Annotated in this window: 20 protein-coding genes; 16 read left to right on the forward strand and 4 right to left on the reverse strand. The window is 74.0% G+C overall.

From position 1 onward, the window contains the following. Positions 1-35 precede the first annotated feature (35 nt). From folP to IC607_RS10515, 3 genes are read left to right on the forward strand one after another with little or no spacing between them, the layout of a single operon-like run. On the forward strand, positions 36-953 hold the full coding sequence (gene folP / locus IC607_RS10505; RefSeq protein WP_370526134.1) for a dihydropteroate synthase: 918 nt from the start codon (positions 36-38) through the stop codon (positions 951-953). Then, the gene (folK, locus tag IC607_RS10510) at positions 950-2,356 is read left to right on the forward strand and encodes a 2-amino-4-hydroxy-6-hydroxymethyldihydropteridine diphosphokinase (RefSeq protein WP_370526135.1); all 1,407 of its coding nucleotides are present in this window, start codon (positions 950-952) and stop codon (positions 2,354-2,356) included. The genes folP and folK overlap by 4 nt, the downstream gene beginning before the upstream one ends. After that, positions 2,353-2,838 carry a DUF3180 domain-containing protein gene (locus tag IC607_RS10515; protein ID WP_370526136.1) on the forward strand — a complete coding sequence of 162 codons (486 nt, stop codon included), beginning with the start codon at positions 2,353-2,355 and terminating at the stop codon, positions 2,836-2,838. Before folK ends, IC607_RS10515 begins: the two co-directional genes overlap by 4 nt. 12 nt (positions 2,839-2,850) lie before the next feature. Here the strand turns inward: IC607_RS10515 and IC607_RS17450 are convergent, their stop codons facing one another. Together IC607_RS17450 and IC607_RS10525 are read right to left on the reverse strand one after the other, a co-directional pair. Further along, a complete protein-coding gene (locus IC607_RS17450; protein ID WP_191787333.1) occupies positions 2,851-3,243 on the reverse strand; it encodes a HepT-like ribonuclease domain-containing protein in 393 nt (130 codons plus the stop codon). Next, on the reverse strand, positions 3,240-3,749 hold the full coding sequence (locus tag IC607_RS10525; protein ID WP_191787334.1) for a helix-turn-helix domain-containing protein: 510 nt from the start codon (positions 3,747-3,749) through the stop codon (positions 3,240-3,242). Before IC607_RS10525 ends, IC607_RS17450 begins: the two co-directional genes overlap by 4 nt. A gap of 110 nt (positions 3,750-3,859) precedes the next feature. Here IC607_RS10525 and IC607_RS10530 point away from each other — a divergent pair, with 110 nt between their 5' ends. The 10 genes from IC607_RS10530 to IC607_RS10575 all read left to right on the forward strand — a co-directional run bounded on the left by IC607_RS10530 (position 3,860) and on the right by IC607_RS10575 (position 13,357). After that, positions 3,860-4,354, forward strand: coding sequence for a PH domain-containing protein (locus tag IC607_RS10530; protein ID WP_191787335.1), 495 nt, complete (start codon positions 3,860-3,862; stop codon positions 4,352-4,354). An 80-nt stretch (positions 4,355-4,434) separates the two neighbouring features. Beyond that, positions 4,435-5,937, forward strand: coding sequence for a PH domain-containing protein (locus IC607_RS10535; protein WP_191787336.1), 1,503 nt, complete (start codon positions 4,435-4,437; stop codon positions 5,935-5,937). Beyond that, entirely contained in the window at positions 5,934-6,968 is a 1,035-nt protein-coding gene (locus IC607_RS10540) for a Rossmann-like and DUF2520 domain-containing protein (RefSeq protein WP_191787337.1), read from the forward strand. The genes IC607_RS10535 and IC607_RS10540 overlap by 4 nt, the downstream gene beginning before the upstream one ends. Then, positions 6,965-7,858, forward strand: a complete 894-nt coding sequence (gene panC, locus IC607_RS10545; RefSeq protein ID WP_191787338.1) for a pantoate--beta-alanine ligase — start codon at positions 6,965-6,967, stop codon at positions 7,856-7,858. Before IC607_RS10540 ends, panC begins: the two co-directional genes overlap by 4 nt. After that, positions 7,855-8,382: an aspartate 1-decarboxylase gene (panD, locus tag IC607_RS10550; protein ID WP_191787339.1), complete on the forward strand. Its 528-nt coding sequence runs from the start codon at positions 7,855-7,857 to the stop codon at positions 8,380-8,382. Before panC ends, panD begins: the two co-directional genes overlap by 4 nt. Continuing rightward, positions 8,379-10,094 (forward strand): L-aspartate oxidase, encoded by a 1,716-nt coding sequence (locus IC607_RS10555; RefSeq protein WP_191787340.1) that lies wholly within the window; start codon positions 8,379-8,381, stop codon positions 10,092-10,094. Before panD ends, IC607_RS10555 begins: the two co-directional genes overlap by 4 nt. 174 nt (positions 10,095-10,268) lie before the next feature. After that, the gene (nadC, locus tag IC607_RS10560) at positions 10,269-11,177 is read left to right on the forward strand and encodes a carboxylating nicotinate-nucleotide diphosphorylase (protein ID WP_191787341.1); all 909 of its coding nucleotides are present in this window, start codon (positions 10,269-10,271) and stop codon (positions 11,175-11,177) included. 56 nt (positions 11,178-11,233) lie between these two features. After that, positions 11,234-12,748, forward strand: a complete 1,515-nt coding sequence (gene lysS / locus IC607_RS10565) for a lysine--tRNA ligase (RefSeq protein ID WP_191787342.1) — start codon at positions 11,234-11,236, stop codon at positions 12,746-12,748. Between the two features lie 5 nt (positions 12,749-12,753). Continuing rightward, complete coding sequence (locus tag IC607_RS10570; RefSeq protein WP_191787343.1) at positions 12,754-12,939, forward strand: hypothetical protein; 186 nt, start codon at positions 12,754-12,756, stop codon at positions 12,937-12,939. Positions 12,940-13,024: 85 nt separating this feature from the next. Beyond that, a complete protein-coding gene (locus IC607_RS10575; protein WP_191787344.1) occupies positions 13,025-13,357 on the forward strand; it encodes an Lsr2 family protein in 333 nt (110 codons plus the stop codon). 57 nt (positions 13,358-13,414) lie between these two features. Here the strand turns inward: IC607_RS10575 and xylB are convergent, their stop codons facing one another. Both xylB and xylA read right to left on the reverse strand, forming a co-directional pair. Then, complete coding sequence (xylB, locus tag IC607_RS10580) at positions 13,415-14,815, reverse strand: xylulokinase (protein ID WP_191787345.1); 1,401 nt, start codon at positions 14,813-14,815, stop codon at positions 13,415-13,417. Between the two features lie 73 nt (positions 14,816-14,888). After that, positions 14,889-16,076, reverse strand: coding sequence for a xylose isomerase (gene xylA, locus IC607_RS10585; RefSeq protein ID WP_191787346.1), 1,188 nt, complete (start codon positions 16,074-16,076; stop codon positions 14,889-14,891). A gap of 76 nt (positions 16,077-16,152) precedes the next feature. Here xylA and IC607_RS10590 point away from each other — a divergent pair, with 76 nt between their 5' ends. Genes IC607_RS10590 through IC607_RS10600 form a run of 3 tightly spaced genes read left to right on the forward strand, consistent with a single transcriptional unit; the run spans position 16,153 to position 19,243 of the window. Then, on the forward strand, positions 16,153-17,325 hold the full coding sequence (locus IC607_RS10590; protein ID WP_191787347.1) for an ROK family transcriptional regulator: 1,173 nt from the start codon (positions 16,153-16,155) through the stop codon (positions 17,323-17,325). Next, positions 17,322-18,254 carry an aminoglycoside phosphotransferase family protein gene (locus tag IC607_RS10595; RefSeq protein ID WP_191787348.1) on the forward strand — a complete coding sequence of 311 codons (933 nt, stop codon included), beginning with the start codon at positions 17,322-17,324 and terminating at the stop codon, positions 18,252-18,254. The genes IC607_RS10590 and IC607_RS10595 overlap by 4 nt, the downstream gene beginning before the upstream one ends. Then, positions 18,251-19,243 carry a lactonase family protein gene (locus IC607_RS10600; protein WP_191787349.1) on the forward strand — a complete coding sequence of 331 codons (993 nt, stop codon included), beginning with the start codon at positions 18,251-18,253 and terminating at the stop codon, positions 19,241-19,243. Before IC607_RS10595 ends, IC607_RS10600 begins: the two co-directional genes overlap by 4 nt. Positions 19,244-19,287: the final 44 nt, after the last annotated feature.

Genomic DNA, 19,287 nt, shown 5'->3' on the forward strand with positions numbered 1-19,287 from the left:
CCCGTCCGTCGTCGCCGACGCCTACGATCGCTCCCGTGACACCCCGAGGACCGGCTCCGCTGCCGGACCGCCTGCGCGCGGCGGACCGCACGCTGGTGATGGGCGTCGTCAACGTGACGCCGGACTCGTTCTCGGACGGTGGTCGCTGGTACACGCCGAATGCGGCGGTCGCGCACGGGCTGACGATGCTCGAGCAGGGTGCGGACGTCCTGGACGTGGGCGGGGAGTCCACCCGGCCGGGCGCGCGACGCGTGCCGGTCGAGGAGGAGCTCGAGCGCGTGCTGCCGGTGATCGAGGCGCTCGCGCAGCGCGGCGCCGCGGTGAGCGTCGACACGACGCGCGCCCAGGTGGCCGCCGCGGCCGTCGAGCGGGGCGCGGTCCTGGTGAACGACGTGTCGGGCGGGCTGGCCGACGACGACATGGCGGAGGTCGTCGCGCGCACGGGCGTCGCCTACGTCGTCATGCACTGGCGCGGCCACGCGGACGTCATGGACGACCACGCGCAGTACGACGACGTGGTCGCCGACGTGCGCCGCGAGCTGGCGGACCGGCGCGCCGCGCTGCGGGCCGCCGGGGTGCACGACGGCCAGCTGGTCCTGGACCCGGGCCTGGGCTTCGCGAAGCCGGGCGCCGCCAACTGGCCGCTGCTGGCCCGACTGCCCGAGCTCGTCGCCGACGGCTACCCCGTGCTGGTCGGCGCGAGCCGCAAGCGCTTCCTCGGCCACCTGCTCGCGGGCTCGGACGGCACCCCGGCGCCGCCGCTGGCGCGTGACCACGCGACGGCCGCGATCAGTGCGCTCGCCGCGGCGAACGGCGCCTGGTGCGTGCGCGTCCACGACGTGCCGGCGTCGGTGGATGCTGTGCGTGTCGCCGGTGCGTGGCAGGCTGCGCAAGGATCGGACGACGAGCTTGCGGTCGACGAGGACGCACGAACGGGAGGGACGGGCCGGTGAGCCAGTTCGACGAAGGGGCCGTGGTCGACGACCAGCGTCGCCGCCTGGACCAGATCCGCCTGAGCGGCATCACCGCGACCGGCTACCACGGCGTGTTCGAGCACGAGCGCCGCGAGGGGCAGACGTTCGTCGCGGACGTCGTCGTGCACCTGGACACCCGCCGTGCCGCCGCGCGCGACGACCTCACGCACACGCTGCACTACGGCGAGCTCGCGATCGAGATCGCGGCCGTCCTGGAGGGCGAACCGGTCGACCTCATCGAGACGGTCGCCGAGCGCATCGCCGCGACCGTGCTGGCGCACCCCATCGTTCAGGCCGTCGACGTGGCCGTGCACAAGCCGCAGGCGCCCATCGAGGTGCCGTTCGGCGACGTCGTCGTCGCGATCCGCCGCGACCGCACCAAGCTGCCCGCCGCCGAGCCGTACGTGGCCGCGTCGGACCGGCACCCCACACCCGCCGCTACCCGCTCCGGACCGACGCCCACGGCCGCGTTCCCCGTGACGCCCGCGCCGGGCTCGCCCGCCGCTCCCGCCCTGCCCCCGGTCCCTGCGCCGCTGGAGGCTCCCGCGATCGCTCCCGGCACCGCGCCCGTCGCGGCCGTGGGCGCCGGCCTCCTGGTCGCGCCCGCGCCCGAGGGTGCACTGCCGGACGGCGTGCACGCGACGGTGCCGGACGTGGTCCCCTCGGTCGTGCCGGACGAAGGCCCGGACGCGATCGGCGCCCCGAGCCCGGAGCAGGAGCAGGTCCCGAGCCCCGCCACCGGCGAGGTGATCACCGACCAGTTCGACCGCACCCCGGACGCGCCCGTCGACGTGGTGCTCGCGCTCGGCTCCAACCTGGGCGCGCCGCAGGACACGCTGCGCCGCGCGGTCAGCGACCTGGGCGACGTGCCCGGCGTGCAGGTCGTCGACGTCTCGCCGCTGGCCCGGACGGCACCCGTCGGCGGACCGGAGCAGCCCGACTTCCTCAACGCGGTGGTCCTGGCCCGCACCACCTTGTCCGCGCGCGACCTGCTGCGTGCGACGCAGTCCGTCGAGCAGCTGCACGGCCGCGAGCGCATCGAGCACTGGGGCCCGCGCACCCTCGATGTCGACATCATCGTGTACGGAACGCTCACGGCGGTGTCCGACGACCTGGAGGTCCCGCACCCGCGTGCGCACGAGCGGGCGTTCGTGCTGCAGCCCTGGGCGCAGGTGGCGCCCGACGCGACGCTGCCCGGCCTGGGCGGCGGCCCGGTCGCAGCGCTGGCCGCGACCGCACCCGACCGCGACGGTGTGCGCTGGCTGGCGCTCGACTGGCTGACCGCTCCGGTCCCGGCCGCGGCACCGGAACCGGACGCGCACCAGCCCGCGCCCGCCGCCCAGCACGCATCGCACGACGGCAACCCGGTGGCGCCGGCGTGATCAGCCGCACCCGCTGGCAGACGCTCGTCGCGGTCGCCCTCGTCGTCGGGGTCGTCACGTGGCTGCTCATGCACGCCATGTACGACCGCGGGGCCACGCTGCCCGAGGTGTCGTGGCTCGTGGGCGGCGTGGAGCTGGTCATCGCCGCGGTCGTCTTCGTCATGGGCTGGCACGTGCGCCAGTACCTGCGAGGCAAGCGCCCCAGCCTGGACCCGATCCGCGCGGCCCGCACAGCCGTGCTGGCCAAGGCCGCGTGCTACACCGGCGCGCTGCTGGTCGGCTGGTACGGCGGTCAGCTCACGGTGCGCCTGACGCAGCTCGGCGACGTCGCGAACACCGGCCAGCGCGCCTGGGCCGCCGCCCTCGCCGCGCTGGGTGCGGTCGCGATGCTCGTCGTCGGCCTGGTCGTCGAGGCGTTCTGCCGCATCCCCCCGGCCGAGCCCGACGCGGAGAAGCGCCCGTCCACGCCGACGCACTCCTGACGACCGAGGGCGTCAGTCGTCGGAGGACTCCCGCGGCACGTCGATGGCGGCGAGCAGGGCCTCCACGGCGGCACCCAGCGGGCCCAGGTGGTCGTCGACGGTTGCGCGGACGACCGCCAGGTCACGGCGGTGGTAGTGGTGCGAGAGCAGGTCGCGCATGCGCACGATCGACTGCCACGAGACCTCGGGTCGTTGCGCGGTCAGGTTTGCGTCCAGGTGCTTGACGGCCTCGCCGATCGCCATGATCCGCAAGGTCAGGGTGTCGGCGACGACGGACTGGAGGTCCGCGGTGTCGTCGGGCACCAGGGCGTCCAGGTGCTCCTGGAGTGCCTCGGCGCGGCGGATCGCGGCGACGGCGACGACGATGTCGGTGAGCCACTGCTCCTGCGTCCGACCTCGGCTCACAGCGCGACCGCCTCGGCGAGTGCGGATGGCGCGACGTGGGGAGCGAGGATCGACTCCACAGCGACGTCGACGCGTTGGTCGAGGATCTCCTCGAGCTCGAGCCGAAGGTCGTCGGCGGGCAACAGACCGACGCGCTGGACGTCCATGTCGACCAGCAGATCGATGTCGGAGTCGGGACCGTCCTCGCCGCGAACGACCGAGCCGAACACGCGAACGTTCCGTGCGCCGTGTCGGCGTGCTGCCGCGAGGACCTCCGCGCGCCGCGCACGCAGCTGCGTCATGCGAGGAGTGCGGGAATTCAGCGTGTGGCGGGACGGGATCGCGTCCAGCTGGAGCCGCGCGCCGGCTGCCGCGACGAGCCGCTCGAGAGTCGCGACGGTCGGGGACGAGACGCCCGCCTCGTACCGTGCGACAGCGGGCTGCGACGTACCCGCCAGCTCGGCCAGCTCTCGCTGGGTGAGGCCGGCAGCACGTCGCACGTCGTGGATGAGTGGGGCACCGGACATCGCAAAAACATATCAGATCAGGTATCACGTCGAGGATGCCGGAGACGCAGCCACGTCGACCGCTCGACGGGCTCGTCCAGCGGAGCTGGTCGCGGTGCGAGGATGGCCCCATGACCTCTCCGAGCGAGCCGTTCGCCCCGGCCGACGTGACGTGGACGGCGGTGTCGCCGCGGTTGGCGGCCGCGCGACTGACGTCGGCGGCGTTCGTGCTGCTCCCGCTGCTGATCGTGATCGTCGTGATCGCGATCGCTGTGGGCGGGCCGTGGCTGTGGCTGCCGGTGGTCGTCGTGCTCGTCGTCGGCGTGAGCATCGCGGTGGTGACGCGGCGGCAGGTGCGCGCGATGGGTTACGCGGAGCGCGCCGACGACCTGCTGATCCGGCGCGGCATCATGTTCAGGCAGATGGTCGTCGTGCCGTACGGCCGCATGCAGTACATCGACGTCACGGCCGGGCCCCTGTCGCGCAAGTTCGGGATCGCGTCGGTGCAGCTGCACACCGCGGCGTCGGCGACCTCGGCGACGATCCACGGGCTGCCGCCGCAGGAGGCGGCGCGGTTGCGGGAGCGTCTGGCGTCGCGCGGCGAGGCGCGGCTGGCGGGGTTGTGAGCGACGGGCGTCTGCCGGACGTCGGCCTCGGGCGTTCGGGGCGGGTGCCGACACCGGCCGAGGACGGTCACTGGCGTCGCATGCACCCGACGACCCCGGCGATCAAGGGCTGGAAGATCGTCGTCGCGGTCCTGGCCGTGTCCTGGTACCAGCTCGGCGAGAACCTGCGCGAGCTGTCGAAGGTGCACGACGTGCACGTGTGGGCGTGGATCCTGGTGGGCCTGGTCGTCGTCGCGCTGATCGTGTCGGTGTACTCGGCGCTGGCGTGGCGGGCCACGAGGTTCAACGTCACCGACGACGCCGTGCACCTGCAGACGGGCATCGTGTTCCGCCAGCAGCGACAGGCGCGCCTCGACCGGCTGCAGGCCGTCGACGTGGTGCAGCCGCTGCTCGCGCGCCTCGTCGGGCTGTCCGAGCTCAAGCTCGAGGTCGCGGGCGGGCACGGGTCCGCGGTGTCGCTCGCGTTCCTCAAGGAGGCGGACGCCGACGCGCTGCGCACCGAGCTGCTCGCGCTCGCGGCCGGGCTGCAGCGGCCGACGACAGGAGATGAGCCCGGCGTCGCCGAGGCCGACGCACCGATCAAGTCCGCCGTCGACGCCGCGCAGGACGTCCCGCCGACGAGGCCGTCGCTCACCAAGCGTCGCGCGCCGGCCGACCCGATCCGCACGGTCTTCAGCGAGGCTCCGGAACGCCCGGTCTACGAGCTGCCGATGCCGCGCCTGCTGTGGGCGAGCCTGCGCTCGGGGGGTGCGGTGGCGCTGGTCGTGGTGGTCGTCGCGACGGTGGTCGCGATGATCCTGGCGCGCGACGTGGGCGCCGCGTTCGTGCTGTTCCCCGCGCTGCTGGGCTCGGCCGGGTTCATGTGGACGCGCATCAACCAGGGCGCCGGGTTCCGTGCCGCGATCTCGCCCGACGGCATCCGGCTGCGGCACGGCCTGACCGAGTCGCGCGCGCAGACCGTCCCGCCCGGGCGGGTGCAGGCGATCCGGCTGAGCCAGGGCCTGTGGTGGCGCGGGCCGGACTGGTGGCGCATCGAGATCAACGTGGCGGGGTACGGCCAGAGCAAGGACCAGGCCAGCGAGACGGTCCTGCACCCGGTCGCGACTCTCGCCGAGGCCATGACCGCCGTGTGGCTCGTGCTCCCCGACCTGGGCGTGCCCGACCCGCAGGCCACCCTCGACGCCGCCCTGCACGGCCGCGACGACGACGGCGGCTTCACCCCCGCCCCGCGCCGCGCCCGCTGGGTCGACCCGCTGGGCTGGCGCCGGCACGGCGTGCTGGTCACCGAGCGCGCGCTGCTGGCCCGCTCGGGCCGGTTCACGCGGCAGCTCGACCTCGTCCCGCACGAGCGCACGCAGTCGTTGGGCCTCGCGCAGGGGCCGGTGCAGCGCCGGCTGGGCCTCGCGTCGTTCGTCGTCCACTCCACACCCGGGCCGGTCAGCGCCTCGGTCTCGCACCTCGACGGGCACGTCGCCGCCGCGCTGCTCGACGAGCAGGCCGCGCGGGCCCGCACCGCGCGCGCGGTCGCGGCCCCGGAGCAGTGGATGACGGCGCCCGACGTGCATCCCGGACCGGCCGCATGAGCGAGCCGTCCCGCCGTCCTGGGCGGCTCGGCGTCGGGGTCGTCGGCGCGGGTCGCGTGGGAGCGGTGCTGGGGTCCGCGCTGCGCGCGGCCGGCCACCCCGTCGTCGCCGTCAGCGCGGTGTCCGCCGAGTCGCGCGAGCGGGCCGAGCAGCTGCTGCCCGGCGTACCCGTCCTGGACGTCCCCGAGGTGGTGCGGCGCTCGGAGCTGGTGCTGCTGGCGGTGCCCGACGACGCGCTCGGGCCGCTGGTCGCCGGCCTGGCGGAGACGGGCGCGTGGCAGGCGGGGCAGATCGTCGCGCACACGTCCGGCCGGTTCGGCGTGGGTGTCCTGGACCCGGCGCGCGCCGCCGGCGTCATCCCGCTGGCGCTGCACCCCGCGATGACGTTCACGGGCACCTCGCTGGACCTGACGCGGCTGGTCGGGGCGTCGTTCGCCGTCACCGCCCCCGCGCCCGTGCTGCCCATCGGCCAGGCGCTCGTCGTCGAGATCGGCGCGGAACCCGTGGTGCTCGACGAGGACGCCCGCGGGCTCTACCACGCGGCGCTGGCGCACGGCTCGAACCACCTCGTCGTCCTCGTCGCGCAGGCCGCGCAGGCGCTGGCCGCCGCGGGCGTCGACGACCCCGGCCGCATGCTCGCGCCCCTGCTCGAGGCCGCGCTCGACGGTGCGCTGCGCGCCGAGTCCGGCCCGGCCGCCGAGCGGGGCGTCGGGGCCATCAGCGCGCTGACCGGTCCCGTGCGCCGCGGCGACGCCGGGACGGTGCGCGAGCACGAGGTCGCCCTGGGCGCGCTCGCGGCCGCCAGCGGGGCGGTCGACGTCGTGGCCGGGTACCGTGCTCTGGCGCGGTCCGCCGCCGGACGAGCCCTGGCCGCGGGCCTGATCTCCCCGGCCGCCGCGTCGGACGTCCTCGATGCGCTCCACGATGCGACGCAGGACACAGCCGCCGCGCAGAGCCCGACGGGCATCGATCCGGGTCTGGGATCGTTGGACCAGGACGAGACCACCGACCGACCGGAGGACGACGAGTGACCGGGACGCCTACGCTCGCCCGCACGCGCGACGAGCTCGCCGCCGCGCTCGCGGCGCAGGACCTGGCGCCCGTGCGCGGCAACCCCCACCGCCGCGCCGTCGTCATGACCATGGGCGCGCTGCACGCCGGCCACCTCTCGCTCGTCGAGCAGGCCCGCACGCTCGCGGACCAGGTGGTCGTCACCATCTTCGTCAACCCGCTGCAGTTCGCGCCCACCGAGGACCTGGCCCGCTACCCGCGGGACCTGGACCGCGACCTGGAGCTGCTCACCGGTCCAGGTCTGCTGGGCGCCGACGACGTCGTCTTCACGCCCGACGTCGACGTCATGTACCCGGGCGGCGACCCGATCGTGCGCGTCACCGCGGGTGCGATCGGCGACGTGCTCGAGGGCGCGGAGCGTCCCGGGCACCTGGACGGCGTGCTCACCGTCGTGCTCAAGCTGCTGCACCTGACGCAGCCGGACGTGGCGATCTTCGGCGAGAAGGACGCCCAGCAGCTCGCGGCGGTGCGGCGCATGGTCCGCGACCTCGAGGTGGGCGTGCAGGTGGTCGGCGGCACGCTGGTGCGCGACGACGACGGCCTCGCGCTGTCCAGCCGCAACGCCTACCTGTCGGCCGAGCAGCGCGCACAGGCGCTGGCGCTGTCCGCCGCGCTGCGGGCCGGCGTGGCGGCGTCCGACGAAGGCCGCCACGCCGTGCTCAACGCCACCCGCGCGGCGCTGGCACCCGTCGACGAGATCGGCTACGTGGCCCTCGTCGACCCCGACACCTTCACCGACGCGACCACGGGCCCCGCGCTCCTGCTCCTCGCCGCCCGCGTCGGCGCCACCCGCTTGATCGACAACACCGCGCTCGTGCTGGGCGCCGACGACGGGGAGGCCCGCTCATGACCACCCTCCAGCGCACGATGATGACCGGCAAGATCCACCGCGCGACGGTGACCCAGGCGGACCTGCACTACGTCGGCTCGGTCACCGTGGACGCCGACCTGCTCGCCGCGGCGGACCTGCTGCCCGGGCAGCAGGTCGACATCGTCGACGTCACCAACGGCTCCCGCCTGATCACGTACGCGATCGCGGGCGAGGCCGGCTCCGGGCAGATCTGCATCAACGGCGCCGCCGCGCACCTGGTGCACCCGGGCGATGTCGTCATCCTCATCGCCTACGGGCTGATGTCCGACGCCGAGGCGCGCACGTACTCCCCGCACGTGGTGCTGGTCGACTCCGAGAACCGGATCGTCGACATGTCCGAGGACCCCGGCCAGGTGCCGCCCGAGTGGACCGAGCAGTCCGGTCTGGTGGGCAGCGGCGTCCCTTTCGCCCGCGGGCGTGAGCTCGTCGAGCACCCGCGTGAGCTCACTCCCGGCCAGCACTCGGGCACCGCCTCCGGCACGCCTTCCGGCACCGCTCGGTGAGCGCCGCACCACCTGTGGCACCCCGGCTCGCCCGGCGCCTCGCGGCGCCGCAGCCCGGCTGGACCGTCCAGGCCGACGCGGTCGTCGTCGGCTCCGGGATCGCCGGCCTGACCGCCGCGCTCGAGCTGCGCACGCGCGTGCCGCGCGTCCTGCTCGTCACCAAGGACACGCTCGCGTCCGGCTCGACGGTGTGGGCGCAGGGCGGCATCGCCGCGGCGCTCGACCCGTCGGACTCGCCCGCCGCGCACCTGGCCGACACGCTCGTGGCCGGCGCGGGCGTGTGCGACCCGCGCGCGGTCGAGGTGCTGGTCACCGAGGGCCCGGCGCGCGTGCGCGAGCTCGTCGCGCGCGGCGCGGTCTTCGACACGACGCCCGACGGCAGCATCTCCCTGACCCGCGAGGGCGGCCACCACGCCGATCGCATCGCCCACGCCGGCGGTGACGCCACGGGTGCGGAGATCTCCCGCGCGCTCGTCGCGCAGATCGAGGCCGTGCGCGACGACCCGGGCATCGAGGTCATCGAGCACGCGCTGGTGCTCGACGTGCTGACGGGCCCGCCGGGTCCGGACGGGACGCCCGGCGCCGCGTGCGGCGTGACGCTCCACGTCATCGGTGAGGGGCAGCGCGACGGCGTCGGGGCTGCGCTGGGCCGCGCGGTCGTGCTCGCCACCGGCGGCATCGGGCAGGTGTTCCGCTCCTCGACCAACCCCGTCCAGGCCACGGGCGACGGCATCGCGGCCGCCCTGCGCGCGGGCGCCGTGCTGGGCGACATCGAGTTCGTGCAGTTCCACCCCACCGTGCTGTGGCTCGGCTCCGGGGTGAAGGGACAGCTCACGCTCGTGTCCGAGGCCGTGCGCGGCGAGGGTGCGCTGCTCCTCGACACCGACGGCGTGCGGTTCATGCCCGACGTGCACCCCATGGCCGAGCTCGCCCCGCGCGACGTCGTCGCGCACGCCATCGTCCGCCGCATGGCGGAGACCGGCTCGGACCACGTCTGGCTCGACACCCGCCACCTGGGTGGGGAGTTCCTGCGCAAGCGGTTCCCGACGATCAACGAGCGGCTTCTCGAGCACGGCATCGACATGGCCACCGAGCTCGTCCCCGTCGCCCCCGCGCAGCACTACCACTCGGGCGGGGTCGTCGCGGACCTCGTCGGGCGGACGTCCGTGCGCGGCCTGTACGCCGTCGGTGAGGTCGCGTGCACGGGCGTGCACGGCGCCAACCGGCTCGCGTCCAACTCACTTCTCGAGGGCCTGGTCTTCGCCACGCGGGCCGCGCGGGACATCGCCCGACGTGTCGCCGACGGCTCGCTGCCGCAGGTCGAGCCGTCGCCGCGGACCGGCGACGAGGCGCTCGTGGCTGCCGCCGCCCGCGCGCGCGTGCAGCGCATCGCCTCCGACGGTCCGGGCGTGGTGCGCTCCGGCGACGGTCTGCGCACGGCGCTCGGCGCGCTCGGGCGCGTCCCCACCGACGCGCAGGACCGGCACGACGACGGTCGTCGGCTGGCCGCGCCCCAGGTCGCCGAGTGGGAGACCACCAACATCCACCAGGTCGCGACCGTCCTGTCCTACGCGGCACTGTTGCGCGAGGAGAGCCGCGGCGGGCACTCCCGCACGGACTTCCCCGAGCCGGTCGAGGCCTGGCGCGAACGCCTGAACCTGTCCCTCACCCCGACGGGCACCCTCTCGGCCACCCGCGCCCCGCTCGCCTGACTGCGCCCGCGTAGCTCACGGCGCCCGCGCGGCACGTGGATGCAGGGATGGTTGCAGCACGCACGCCCCTGGCGGTCGCGCCCGATGCAACCATCCCTGCATCCATGGGCGGCGGAACGCGGTGCAGGGGGCGGTCGGTGCGGGGTCGTGCGGCGTGGCGGGTAGCGTGGGCGGGTGCTCGATGCGTCTGCCGTGCTGCCCGGCGATCCTGGTCCCGACCCCGCGGCGATCGATCGGGTGGTGACGGCTGCGCTCGACGAGGACCTGGGTGCGGCCCCCGGCCGTGACGTGACGTCCCAGGCCACCATCTCGCCCGACGAGCAGGGCGTGGCGGATCTCGTCGCACGGGCCGACGGCGTCGTCGCGGGGCTCATTGTCGTGCCCGTGGTGCTGGATGCCGTCGCGGAGCGGCTCGGCCTGGCCCGGGCCGTCGTCGACGTCGTCGTCCCCGACGGCACCGCCGTGACGCGCGGCGACGTGCTCGCGCACCTGCGCGGGCCGGTGCAGGTGCTGCTGGTCGCCGAGCGCACGCTGCTCAACCTCGCGTCGCGCGCGTCGGGCGTCGCCACGCACACGCGCCGCTGGGCCGATGCGCTGGCCGGCACGGGCGCGCTCGTCCTCGACACCCGCAAGACCACGCCCGGCCTGCGCGCGCTCGAGAAGTACGCCGTGCGCTGCGGCGGCGGCACCAACAAGCGCATGGGCCTGTACGACGTCGCGATGGTCAAGGACAACCACGTCGCGGCGGCAGGCTCGGTGACCGCGGCCGTGCGGGCCGTGCAGGAGCGGTTCCCCGACGTCGCGATCCAGGTGGAGGCCGACACGGCCGAGCAGGCGCTCGAGGCCGTCGCTGCCGGCGCGCGCTTCCTGCTGCTCGACAACATGCCGACCCCGCTGCTCGGCGACGTGGTCGCCGCGGTGCGGGCCGTCGACGACACCGTCGAGCTCGAGGCCACCGGCAACCTGACCCTGGACCGGGCGCGGGAGGTCGCGACGACGGGCGTCGACTACCTGTCCGTCGGCGGCCTGACCCACAGCTCGCCCATCCTGGACCTGGCCCTGGACCTGGCGCCCACCCCGTGACGGGTCAGACACCGCCGGGGGCCGGGACGCCCAGAAGGCGTCGGTAGGATCACGGGGTGAGCGAAGCACCCCAGATCCCGGCCGAGGACGACACCCCGGAGCAGATCCGCATCCGGCGGGACAAGCGCACCCGGCTGCTGGCGGAGGGCACCGAGGCCTACCCGGTCTCCGTGCCGCGCACGCACACCATCGCTCAGGTCCGTGCCGACTACCCGGACCTGGAGCCGGGGACCGAGACGGACGACGAGGTGGGCGTGGCCGGTCGCGTCGTCTTCCTGCGCAACACCGGCAAGCTGTGCTTCGCGACGCTGCAGGACGGTGAGGGCAACCGCCTGCAGGCCATGCTCAGCCTGGCCGCCGTGGGCGAGGAGAGCCTGGCGGCGTTCAAGACCGACATCGACCTGGGCGACCACCTGTTCGTGCACGGCAGGGTCATCGCGTCGCGTCGCGGTGAGCTGTCGGTGTTCGCCGACGAGTGGCGCCTGGCCGCCAAGGCGATCCGCCCGCTGCCCAACCTGTACGAGGGCACGGAGCTGTCCGAGGAGGCGCGGGTCCGCCAGCGCTACGTCGACCTGGTGGTCAGCCAGCGCTCGCGCGACATGGTGCGCCAGCGGGCCGCCGTCCTGCGCTCGGTGCGCGAGAACCTCTACCGCCGTCAGTACATCGAGGTCGAGACCCCGATGCTCCAGGTGCGGCCGGAGGGCGCCGCGGCGCGTCAGTTCGAGACGCACATGAATGCATTCGACATCCCGTTGTTCCTGCGTATCGCGCCGGAGCTGTTCCTGAAGCGTGCGGCCGTGGGTGGTGTGGAGCGCGTCTTCGAGATCAACCGCAACTTCCGGAACGAGGGCGTCGACGCGACGCACTCGCCGGAGTTCGCGATGCTCGAGGCGTACGAGGCCTACGGCGATTACGACACCATGGCCGCGATGACGCAGGACCTGGTGCAGACCGCCGCTGCCGAAGCATTTGGGTCCACCGTCCTGACGCTTGCCGACGGCAGCGAGTACGACGTCGGTGGCGAATGGACGCACCTGACGATGTACGACTCGTTGAGTGATGCGCTGGGCAACGAGATCACGCACGACACCGACGACGAGACATTGTTGCGGTTGTTGGAGAAGGCTGAGATCGAGCTCGCGCCCGCGCAGCGCAACCACGGCAAGATGGTCGAGGAGCTCTGGGAGCACCACGTCGGTTCCACGCTCGTGGCGCCGACGTTCGTCCGGGACTTCCCGGTGGAGACGTCGCCCCTGACGCGCGACCACCGCACCAAGCGTGGCCTCGTCGAGAAGTGGGACCTGTACGTGCGCGGCATGGAGCTCGCCACCGCGTACTCCGAGCTCGTCGACCCCGTCATCCAGCGGGAGCGCTTCGAGGCCCAGGCCGCGCTCGCCGCCCGCGGCGACGACGAGGCCATGCGGATCGACGAGGACTTCCTGACCGCCATGGAGTTCGCGATGCCACCGTCGGGCGGAATGGGCATGGGCATCGACCGCCTGCTCATCGCGCTCACCGGTCGCGGAATTCGCGACACCATCCTTTTCCCGCTCGTGAAGCCGCAGGTCTGAGCGCCATGGGTGAGTGGGGACCGGCTCTCGCCGCGCTGATTCCGTCGATCGGCGTCGGTGTCCTGTTCTGGTTCGGGATGCGCGCCGTCATCAACGCTGACCGGACGGAGCGGCAGGCGTTGGCGAGAATGGATGCCGCGGAACGGGACGCCGAGCGTGCCGATGCGGAAAAGAATACGCCGAACGTTTGACGATTGTCCGATTCCGGTGCGATAGTAGCGGTGCCCCGGCATATCCCGTCGGGCGCATCGACCGTATTCGTGAATCGGAGCTCACATGGCACAGAAGGTTCAGGTCCTGCTCGTGGACGACGTCGACGGCACCGACGCCGACGAGACGGTGACCTTCGGTCTGGACGGCGTCACCTACGAGATCGACCTCACGACCGCCCGCGCCGCCGAGCTGCGTGACGCCCTGGCCACCTGGGTCGGTCACGCCCGCAAGGTCGGTGCGCGTTCCACCACCGCCCGTCCCGCCCGCTCCGGCGGACGCCGCACCGCCTCGGACGCGCACGCCGTCCGCGAGTGGGCCAAGTCCCAGGGGCTGGCCGTCTCCGAGCGCGGCCGCATCTCGGCCGAGGTCCGCGCCGCCTTTGAGGCCGCGAACTGATCTCGCGCACGCACGAGGGGGCCCCGGCATCCGCCGGGGCCCCCTCGTGCGTGCGCGTCAGGCGCGCGTGCCGGTGAGCTCGCGCACGGCGGCGTACTGCGCCCGCACGTGCTCCGCGGCCGGCGCGGTGAAGCGCTGCGCGTCGGCGGTGGCGCTCCACGCGGGTGCCTCGTCGGCGCCTGACAGCACCCAGGCGGCCTGGCGTGCGGCCCCGTCGGCCACGTACTCACCCGGCGTCGGCACCAGGACGTCGGCCCCGAGCACGGACGGCGCGATCTCCCGCACGGCCTGCGACTGCGCGCCGCCGCCGATGAGGAACAGCCGCTCGACCGCGACGCCCTGGGCCCGCAGCGCGTCGATCCCGTCGGCCAGTCCGCAGAGCATCCCCTCGACCGCTGCGCGCGCGACGTGGGCGGGCGTCGTGTTGGCCAGGCGCATGCCGTGCAGTGCGCCCGTCGCGTCGGGCTTGTTGGGGGTGCGCTCGCCCTCGAGGTAGGGGACGAGCACCAGTCCGTCGGCGCCGGCGGGGGCGGACAGCGCGAGCCGGGACAGGCCCGCATGGTCGACGCCCAGCATCCGGCACGCGGCGTCCAGGACGCGCGACGCGTTGAGCGTGCAGGCCAGCGGCAGGAAGGCGCCCGTCGCGTCGGCGAAGCCGGTCACCAGGCCGGACCCGTCGTTCGTCGGCGTCCCGCTGATCGCGCTGACGACGCCCGACGTGCCGATCGAGACGGCGACGTCGCCGGGGCGCAGGCCCAGGGCGAGCGCTGCCGCGGCGTTGTCGCCGGCACCAGGGCCCAGCAACACGCCGCCGGGTGTGCGCAGCGCCGACTCCGTGGGACCCAGCACGCGGGGCAGGTGTGCTCCGTGCCCCAGGGCCAGCTCGAGCAGGTCCGTGCGGTACTCGCCGGTCGTCGGCGACCAGTACCCGGTGCCCGACGCGTCCGAGCGGTCGGTCACCAGGTCGTCGAGCGACGTCGAGCCCGACAGCCGCCAGGTCAGCCAGTCGTGCGGGAGCGCGACTGCGGCGACTCGCGCGGCGTTCTCAGGCTCGGCGTCGCGCAGCCAGCGCAGCTTGGTCACGGTCAGCGACGCGACGGGCACCGAGCCGACCGCGTCGGCCCACGCCTGCGGGCCGCCGGCCTCGTCGATCAGGTCCAGCGCCGCCTGTGCCGAGCGCGTGTCGTTCCACAGCAGCGCGTCGCGGACCACCTCACCGGACGAGTCGAGAGCGACCATCCCGTGCTGCTGGCCGCCGACCGAGACGGCCTCGACGTCGTCGATCCCGCCGGCCTCGTCGAGCGCGGTCTGCAGCGCGTCCCACCAGTGCCGCGGGTCCACCTCGGTCCCGTCGGGGTGCGACGCACGGCCCTGGCGCACGAGCGCCCCGGTCTCCGCGTCGCGGACCACCACCTTGCACGACTGCGTGGAGGAGTCGATCCCGGCAACAAGCGTCATGTCGATGCTCCTTCGCATCAGACAAGGCCCGGGCGCCCCGCAGCGGGCGCCCGGACCTTGTCGGTGGGATGGGTCAGCGGGCGCCGAGCGCGTGCTCGAGGGCCAGCTGGTTGAGGCGGACGAAACCGAAGCCACGCTCGGCGACGGCATCGACGTCGAGCTCCTCGAACGCCGAGGTGTCGGCGAGCAGGTCGGAGAGCGTCTCGCCCTCGGCCAGCGTCGGCTGCGAGAGCTCGAGCACGCCGGACTGCTCGAGCGCCTCCTTGACCTCGGGGTCCTCACGGAACGCCTTGGCGCGCTCGGCCAGCAGGATGTACGTGGACATGTTGGCCGCGGCCGAGTCCCACACGCCGCCGAAGTCCTCGGTGCGCGACGGCTTGTAGTCGAAGTGGCGCGGGCCCTCGTAGCGGGGGCCGCCGCCCGGGAAGCCGTTCTCGATGAGGTCCACGGTGGCGAACGCGGAGAACAGGTCGCCGTGGCCGAACACCAGGTCCTGGTCGTACTTGATGGACTTCTGCCCGTTGAGGTCGATGTGGAAGAGCTTGCCCGCCCACAGCGCCTGCGCGATGCCCTGCGTGTAGTTGAGGCCGGCCATCTGCTCGTGACCCACCTCGGGGTTCAGGCCGACGATGTCGCCGTGCTCCAGCTTGGCGATGAGCGCCAGCGCGTGCCCGATCGTCGGGAGCAGGATGTCGCCGCGGGGCTCGTTGGGCTTGGGCTCGATGGCGATGCGCAGCCCGTAGCCCTTCTCCTTGATGTAGGCGGCGACGGTGTCGATGCCCTCGGCGTAGCGGTCGTGCGCGGCGTTGAGGTCCTTGGCCGAGTCGTACTCGGCGCCCTCACGGCCGCCCCACATGACGAACGTGTCGGCGCCCAGCGAGGCGGCGAGGTCGACGTTGCGGACCACCTTGCGCAGGCCGTAGCGGCGCACGCGGCGGTCGTTCGACGTGAATGCGCCGTCCTTGAAGATCGGGTGGCTGAACGTGTTGGTCGTGACCATCTCGACCGTGATGCCGGTTTCCTCGAGCGCCCCGCGGAAGCGATCGAGGATCTTGTCGCGCTCGGTGTCCGACGAGCCGAACGGGACGACGTCGTCGTCGTGGAACGTCACGTGCGCGGCGCCGAGCTCGGCGAGCTTGTGCACGGACTCGACCGGGTCGAGCCACGGCCGCGAGGCCGAGCCGAACTGGTCCTGGGCGTTCCAGCCCACGGTCCAGAGTCCGAAGGAGAACTTGTCTGCGGGGGTGGGCTTGCGCACCATCACGAACCTCTCAGCGTTGAGACGGGATTAGTTGTATGAATGAACTTAAGGCCGGAACCGGCTAGGGTCAAGCCCCATGAGACCCACGGCGGCACGGCAGGGCAGCCTGCGTGAGCACAACCTGGGTCTGGTGCTGCGCACGGTGCTGGAGTCCGACGCCTCACCGTCCCGCGCCGACGTCGCCGCCGCCACCGGGCTGACGAAGGCGACGGTCTCGGCGCTCGTCGACCGCCTCGTCGCGGGCGGCCTGCTCGCCGAGCTGGCTCCCGCCCCCGCCCTGCGCGCCGGTCGCCCGGCCGTCCCGCTCGCTGCCCCGGTCGGTACGGTCGCCGCCCTGGGGGCGGAGGTGAACGTCGACTACCTCGGCGTGCGCGTGCTGGACCTGTCCGGTGCCGTGCTCCACGAACGCCTGGTGCACGGCGACTACCGGTCGAGCGACCCGGCCACCGTGCTGGCGCGGCTCGCGGGCCTGGTCGACGAGGCGGCCGCGGCCACCTCCGGCACCCGCCTGGCCGGCACCGCACTCGCGCTGCCCGGCCTCGTCGACCGCGGCGTCGGCCCGCTGCGCCTGGCCCCCAACCTCGGCTGGCGCGACGTCGACGTGGTGACGCTGCTCGCCGCGTCGTCGGACGTGCTAGCGGCCCACCCGCCCGCGCTCGCCAACGAGGCCGACCTGGCCGCCCGCGCCGAGGCCGCCGCCCGCCGTGAGGACCCGACGTTTGTCTACGTCTCCGGCGAGGTCGGCATCGGTGCGGCCATGGTGCTCGACGGCCGCATCCTGGCCGGTCGGCACGGTTGGGCCGGAGAGCTGGGCCACACGCTGGTCGCCGACGGCCGTCCGCTCGAGGCCGTCGCCGGCCAGGACGCGATGCTCCGCGCGGCGGGCATGGAACCGGTCGCGGGCATCGACGCGCTGGCGGCGGCGGCCGACGACGGCGACGAGGCGGCGCTGCGCGCGATCGCAGCGGCGGGTGAGCTGCTCGGCCACGCACTGGCGAATGTCGTCAACCTGCTGGACATCTCCGACGTGGTGCTCGGTGGCTCGTATGCCCGCCTGGCCAGCCACCTGCGCGAACCCGTCCTCGCCGCGCTCGGAGCACACGTCCTCGCGGCCCCCTGGGCTCCGCCGACCGTCGACGTCGCCCGTGCTGCCTCCGTCCCGGCGCTCGACGGCGCAGCGCTCACGGTCCTGGCCGGCGTCATCGACGACCCGTCGGGCTGGCTCGCGCCGGAGGTCGCATCCCCGTGACAGTCGAGGACGCGCGCATCGTCGACGACGTGGTGCGCCGGCTGGGCGCTGCGGCATCGTCGAGCACCCCGCTGAGCGGCGTCGTGAACCGCGTCCATCGCGTGCAGGGCGACGGGTTCGACTGGGTGGTCCGGCTCCCCGTCGAGCGCGGTCATGACGACGCCTACCCGCGGGAGGCCTGGGCGATCGGCGCAGCGCAGCGCGCCGGGATACCGGTGGCGGACGTCGTCGCGACGGGCGTCGAGGCCGGCGTCCCGTTCCTCGTCGCGCGATACGTCGCGGAGGTGGGCCAGGTGGCGGACCCGTGGCGGTGGCTCGGTGCCTACGCGCGCGACCTGGCGCGGATCGAGCTGGACGGCGCGCCGACGGACCTTTTCACACGGTTCGGTCGGGACCTGGCTGAGGCGTGGCGCGCACACCTGGACTACAACCTCGCCTGCTTGGGCGCGGCCGACCGGCTCCTGGTCGACGGAGCCTACGACGCTGCCGACCAGCCGGTGCTGGCTCGTGCGATCCGGGCGCTGCGCGAGCGTCCGTTCACGTTCGGTCTCGCCCACGGCGACCTCGCGCCCCGCAACCTCGTCGCGCGGGGGACGGACGTACCTGTCCTGATCGACTGGGGGAACGTCACGACGGGCCCGACGCCGTGGACCGACGTGCAGCGGGTCTTCGTCTGGGCGGTCTGCCACCGAACCATCACGTGGGCGGAGTTCGACGAGCTCGCGCGCGCGGCAGGGTTGGACGGCCCCGACGACGTGGCCACGCTCGCCGCCATGACGATCTTGCAGCTGCTCGACGTGGTCCGCTGGGCGGCGGACCGCCGACCTGACCTGTACGACCGGTACAGAGACGAGTGCCGCACCGGCCTCGCGCGGGTCCTCCGCCTTCTCGCGTCCGACGCGAACGGGCACCCTAGGCTGGGCCGGTGACTCATCTGTGGATCGGCACCTACCCGGCCGCCGGCTCCGGCACCCCCGTCGGGCTCGGCGAAGGCATCTGGCGCGTTCGCCTCGATGACGACGGCACGCTGCACGACGCGGTCCAGGTCGCGACCACCCCGTCCCCCTCGTTCGTCGCCGCGCACCCGAACGGCCGTGTGCTCTACGCGGTCAACGAGCACACGGCCGGCACGGTCACGGCGTTCGCGGTCGCCGACGACGGCACGCTGACCCAGCAGGCGCAGACCCCCAGCGGCGGCGACGACCCGTGCCACGTGCTGCTCGACGCGGACGCCCGGACCCTGCTGGTCGCCAACTACTCCAGCGGCACGCTCGCGGCGTTCCCGCTCGCCGAGGACGGCGCCTTGACCGGCAGCTCACGCGTCTTCGCGCACACCGGGTCCGGCCCGCGGGAGGACCGCCAGGAGGGTCCGCACGCGCACTTCGTCGCGCTCGACCCGGCCGGCGAGCACGTCCTGGTCGTCGACCTCGGCACGGACCAGATCCGCCGCTACCGCCGCACCCCCGACGGCCTCGCCGAGGACGGCATCGCTGCGTCGTTCCCGCCGGGCACCGGTCCACGGCACGTCGCGTTCGGCGGCGGGTTTGCGTACGTCGTCGGCGAGCTCGACGCGACGCTGCACGTCCTGAGCTGGAAGAACGCGGAAGGGGTGGCGCTCCAGACCGCGCCGCTCCCGGCCGGCCTGCCGTCGCACGTCACGCTGGACGGTGACCGGCTGCTCGTCGGCGCTCGCGGTGCGGACGTGATCGCGCGGTTCCGGGTGGCCGACGACGGCATGGTCGCCCCCATCGCCGAGGACGACCTGCCCGGGTCGTGGCCGCGCCACCACCTGGTGGTCGGTGGCCGCACCGTCGTCGCCGAGCAGATCGGCGGCGCGGTGACGGTGCTGGCGGCCGACGGGTCCGTCGTCGACCGGCTCCCCCTGCCGGCCGCGGCGTGCATCGCGCGGGTCGTCTGACGCAGGACGCGCCCCGTGAGGGCGCCGAGCGGTCGCCCGAGCGC

This window comes from Cellulomonas sp. JH27-2, assembly GCF_014837175.1.
Taxonomy (GTDB): Bacteria; Actinomycetota; Actinomycetes; order Actinomycetales; family Cellulomonadaceae; genus Cellulomonas.

Excerpts from the sequence above, each read along its gene's own strand:
- IC607_RS10525 (WP_191787334.1), bottom strand. The coding sequence starts at position 3,749 with ATGTCCGGTGCCCCACTCATCCACGACGTGCGACGTGCTGCCGGCCTC.
- xylA (WP_191787346.1), bottom strand. The coding sequence starts at position 16,076 with ATGGTGCGCAAGCCCACCCCCGCAGACAAGTTCTCCTTCGGACTCTGG.
- xylB (WP_191787345.1), bottom strand. The coding sequence starts at position 14,815 with ATGACGCTTGTTGCCGGGATCGACTCCTCCACGCAGTCGTGCAAGGTG.
- IC607_RS10575 (WP_191787344.1), top strand. The coding sequence starts at position 13,025 with ATGGCACAGAAGGTTCAGGTCCTGCTCGTGGACGACGTCGACGGCACC.
- panD (WP_191787339.1), top strand. The coding sequence starts at position 7,855 with ATGACCACCCTCCAGCGCACGATGATGACCGGCAAGATCCACCGCGCG.
- IC607_RS10540 (WP_191787337.1), top strand. The coding sequence starts at position 5,934 with ATGAGCGAGCCGTCCCGCCGTCCTGGGCGGCTCGGCGTCGGGGTCGTC.
- IC607_RS10590 (WP_191787347.1), top strand. The coding sequence starts at position 16,153 with ATGAGACCCACGGCGGCACGGCAGGGCAGCCTGCGTGAGCACAACCTG.
- IC607_RS10570 (WP_191787343.1), top strand. The coding sequence starts at position 12,754 with ATGGGTGAGTGGGGACCGGCTCTCGCCGCGCTGATTCCGTCGATCGGC.
- IC607_RS10530 (WP_191787335.1), top strand. The coding sequence starts at position 3,860 with ATGACCTCTCCGAGCGAGCCGTTCGCCCCGGCCGACGTGACGTGGACG.
- IC607_RS10535 (WP_191787336.1), top strand. The coding sequence starts at position 4,435 with ATGCACCCGACGACCCCGGCGATCAAGGGCTGGAAGATCGTCGTCGCG.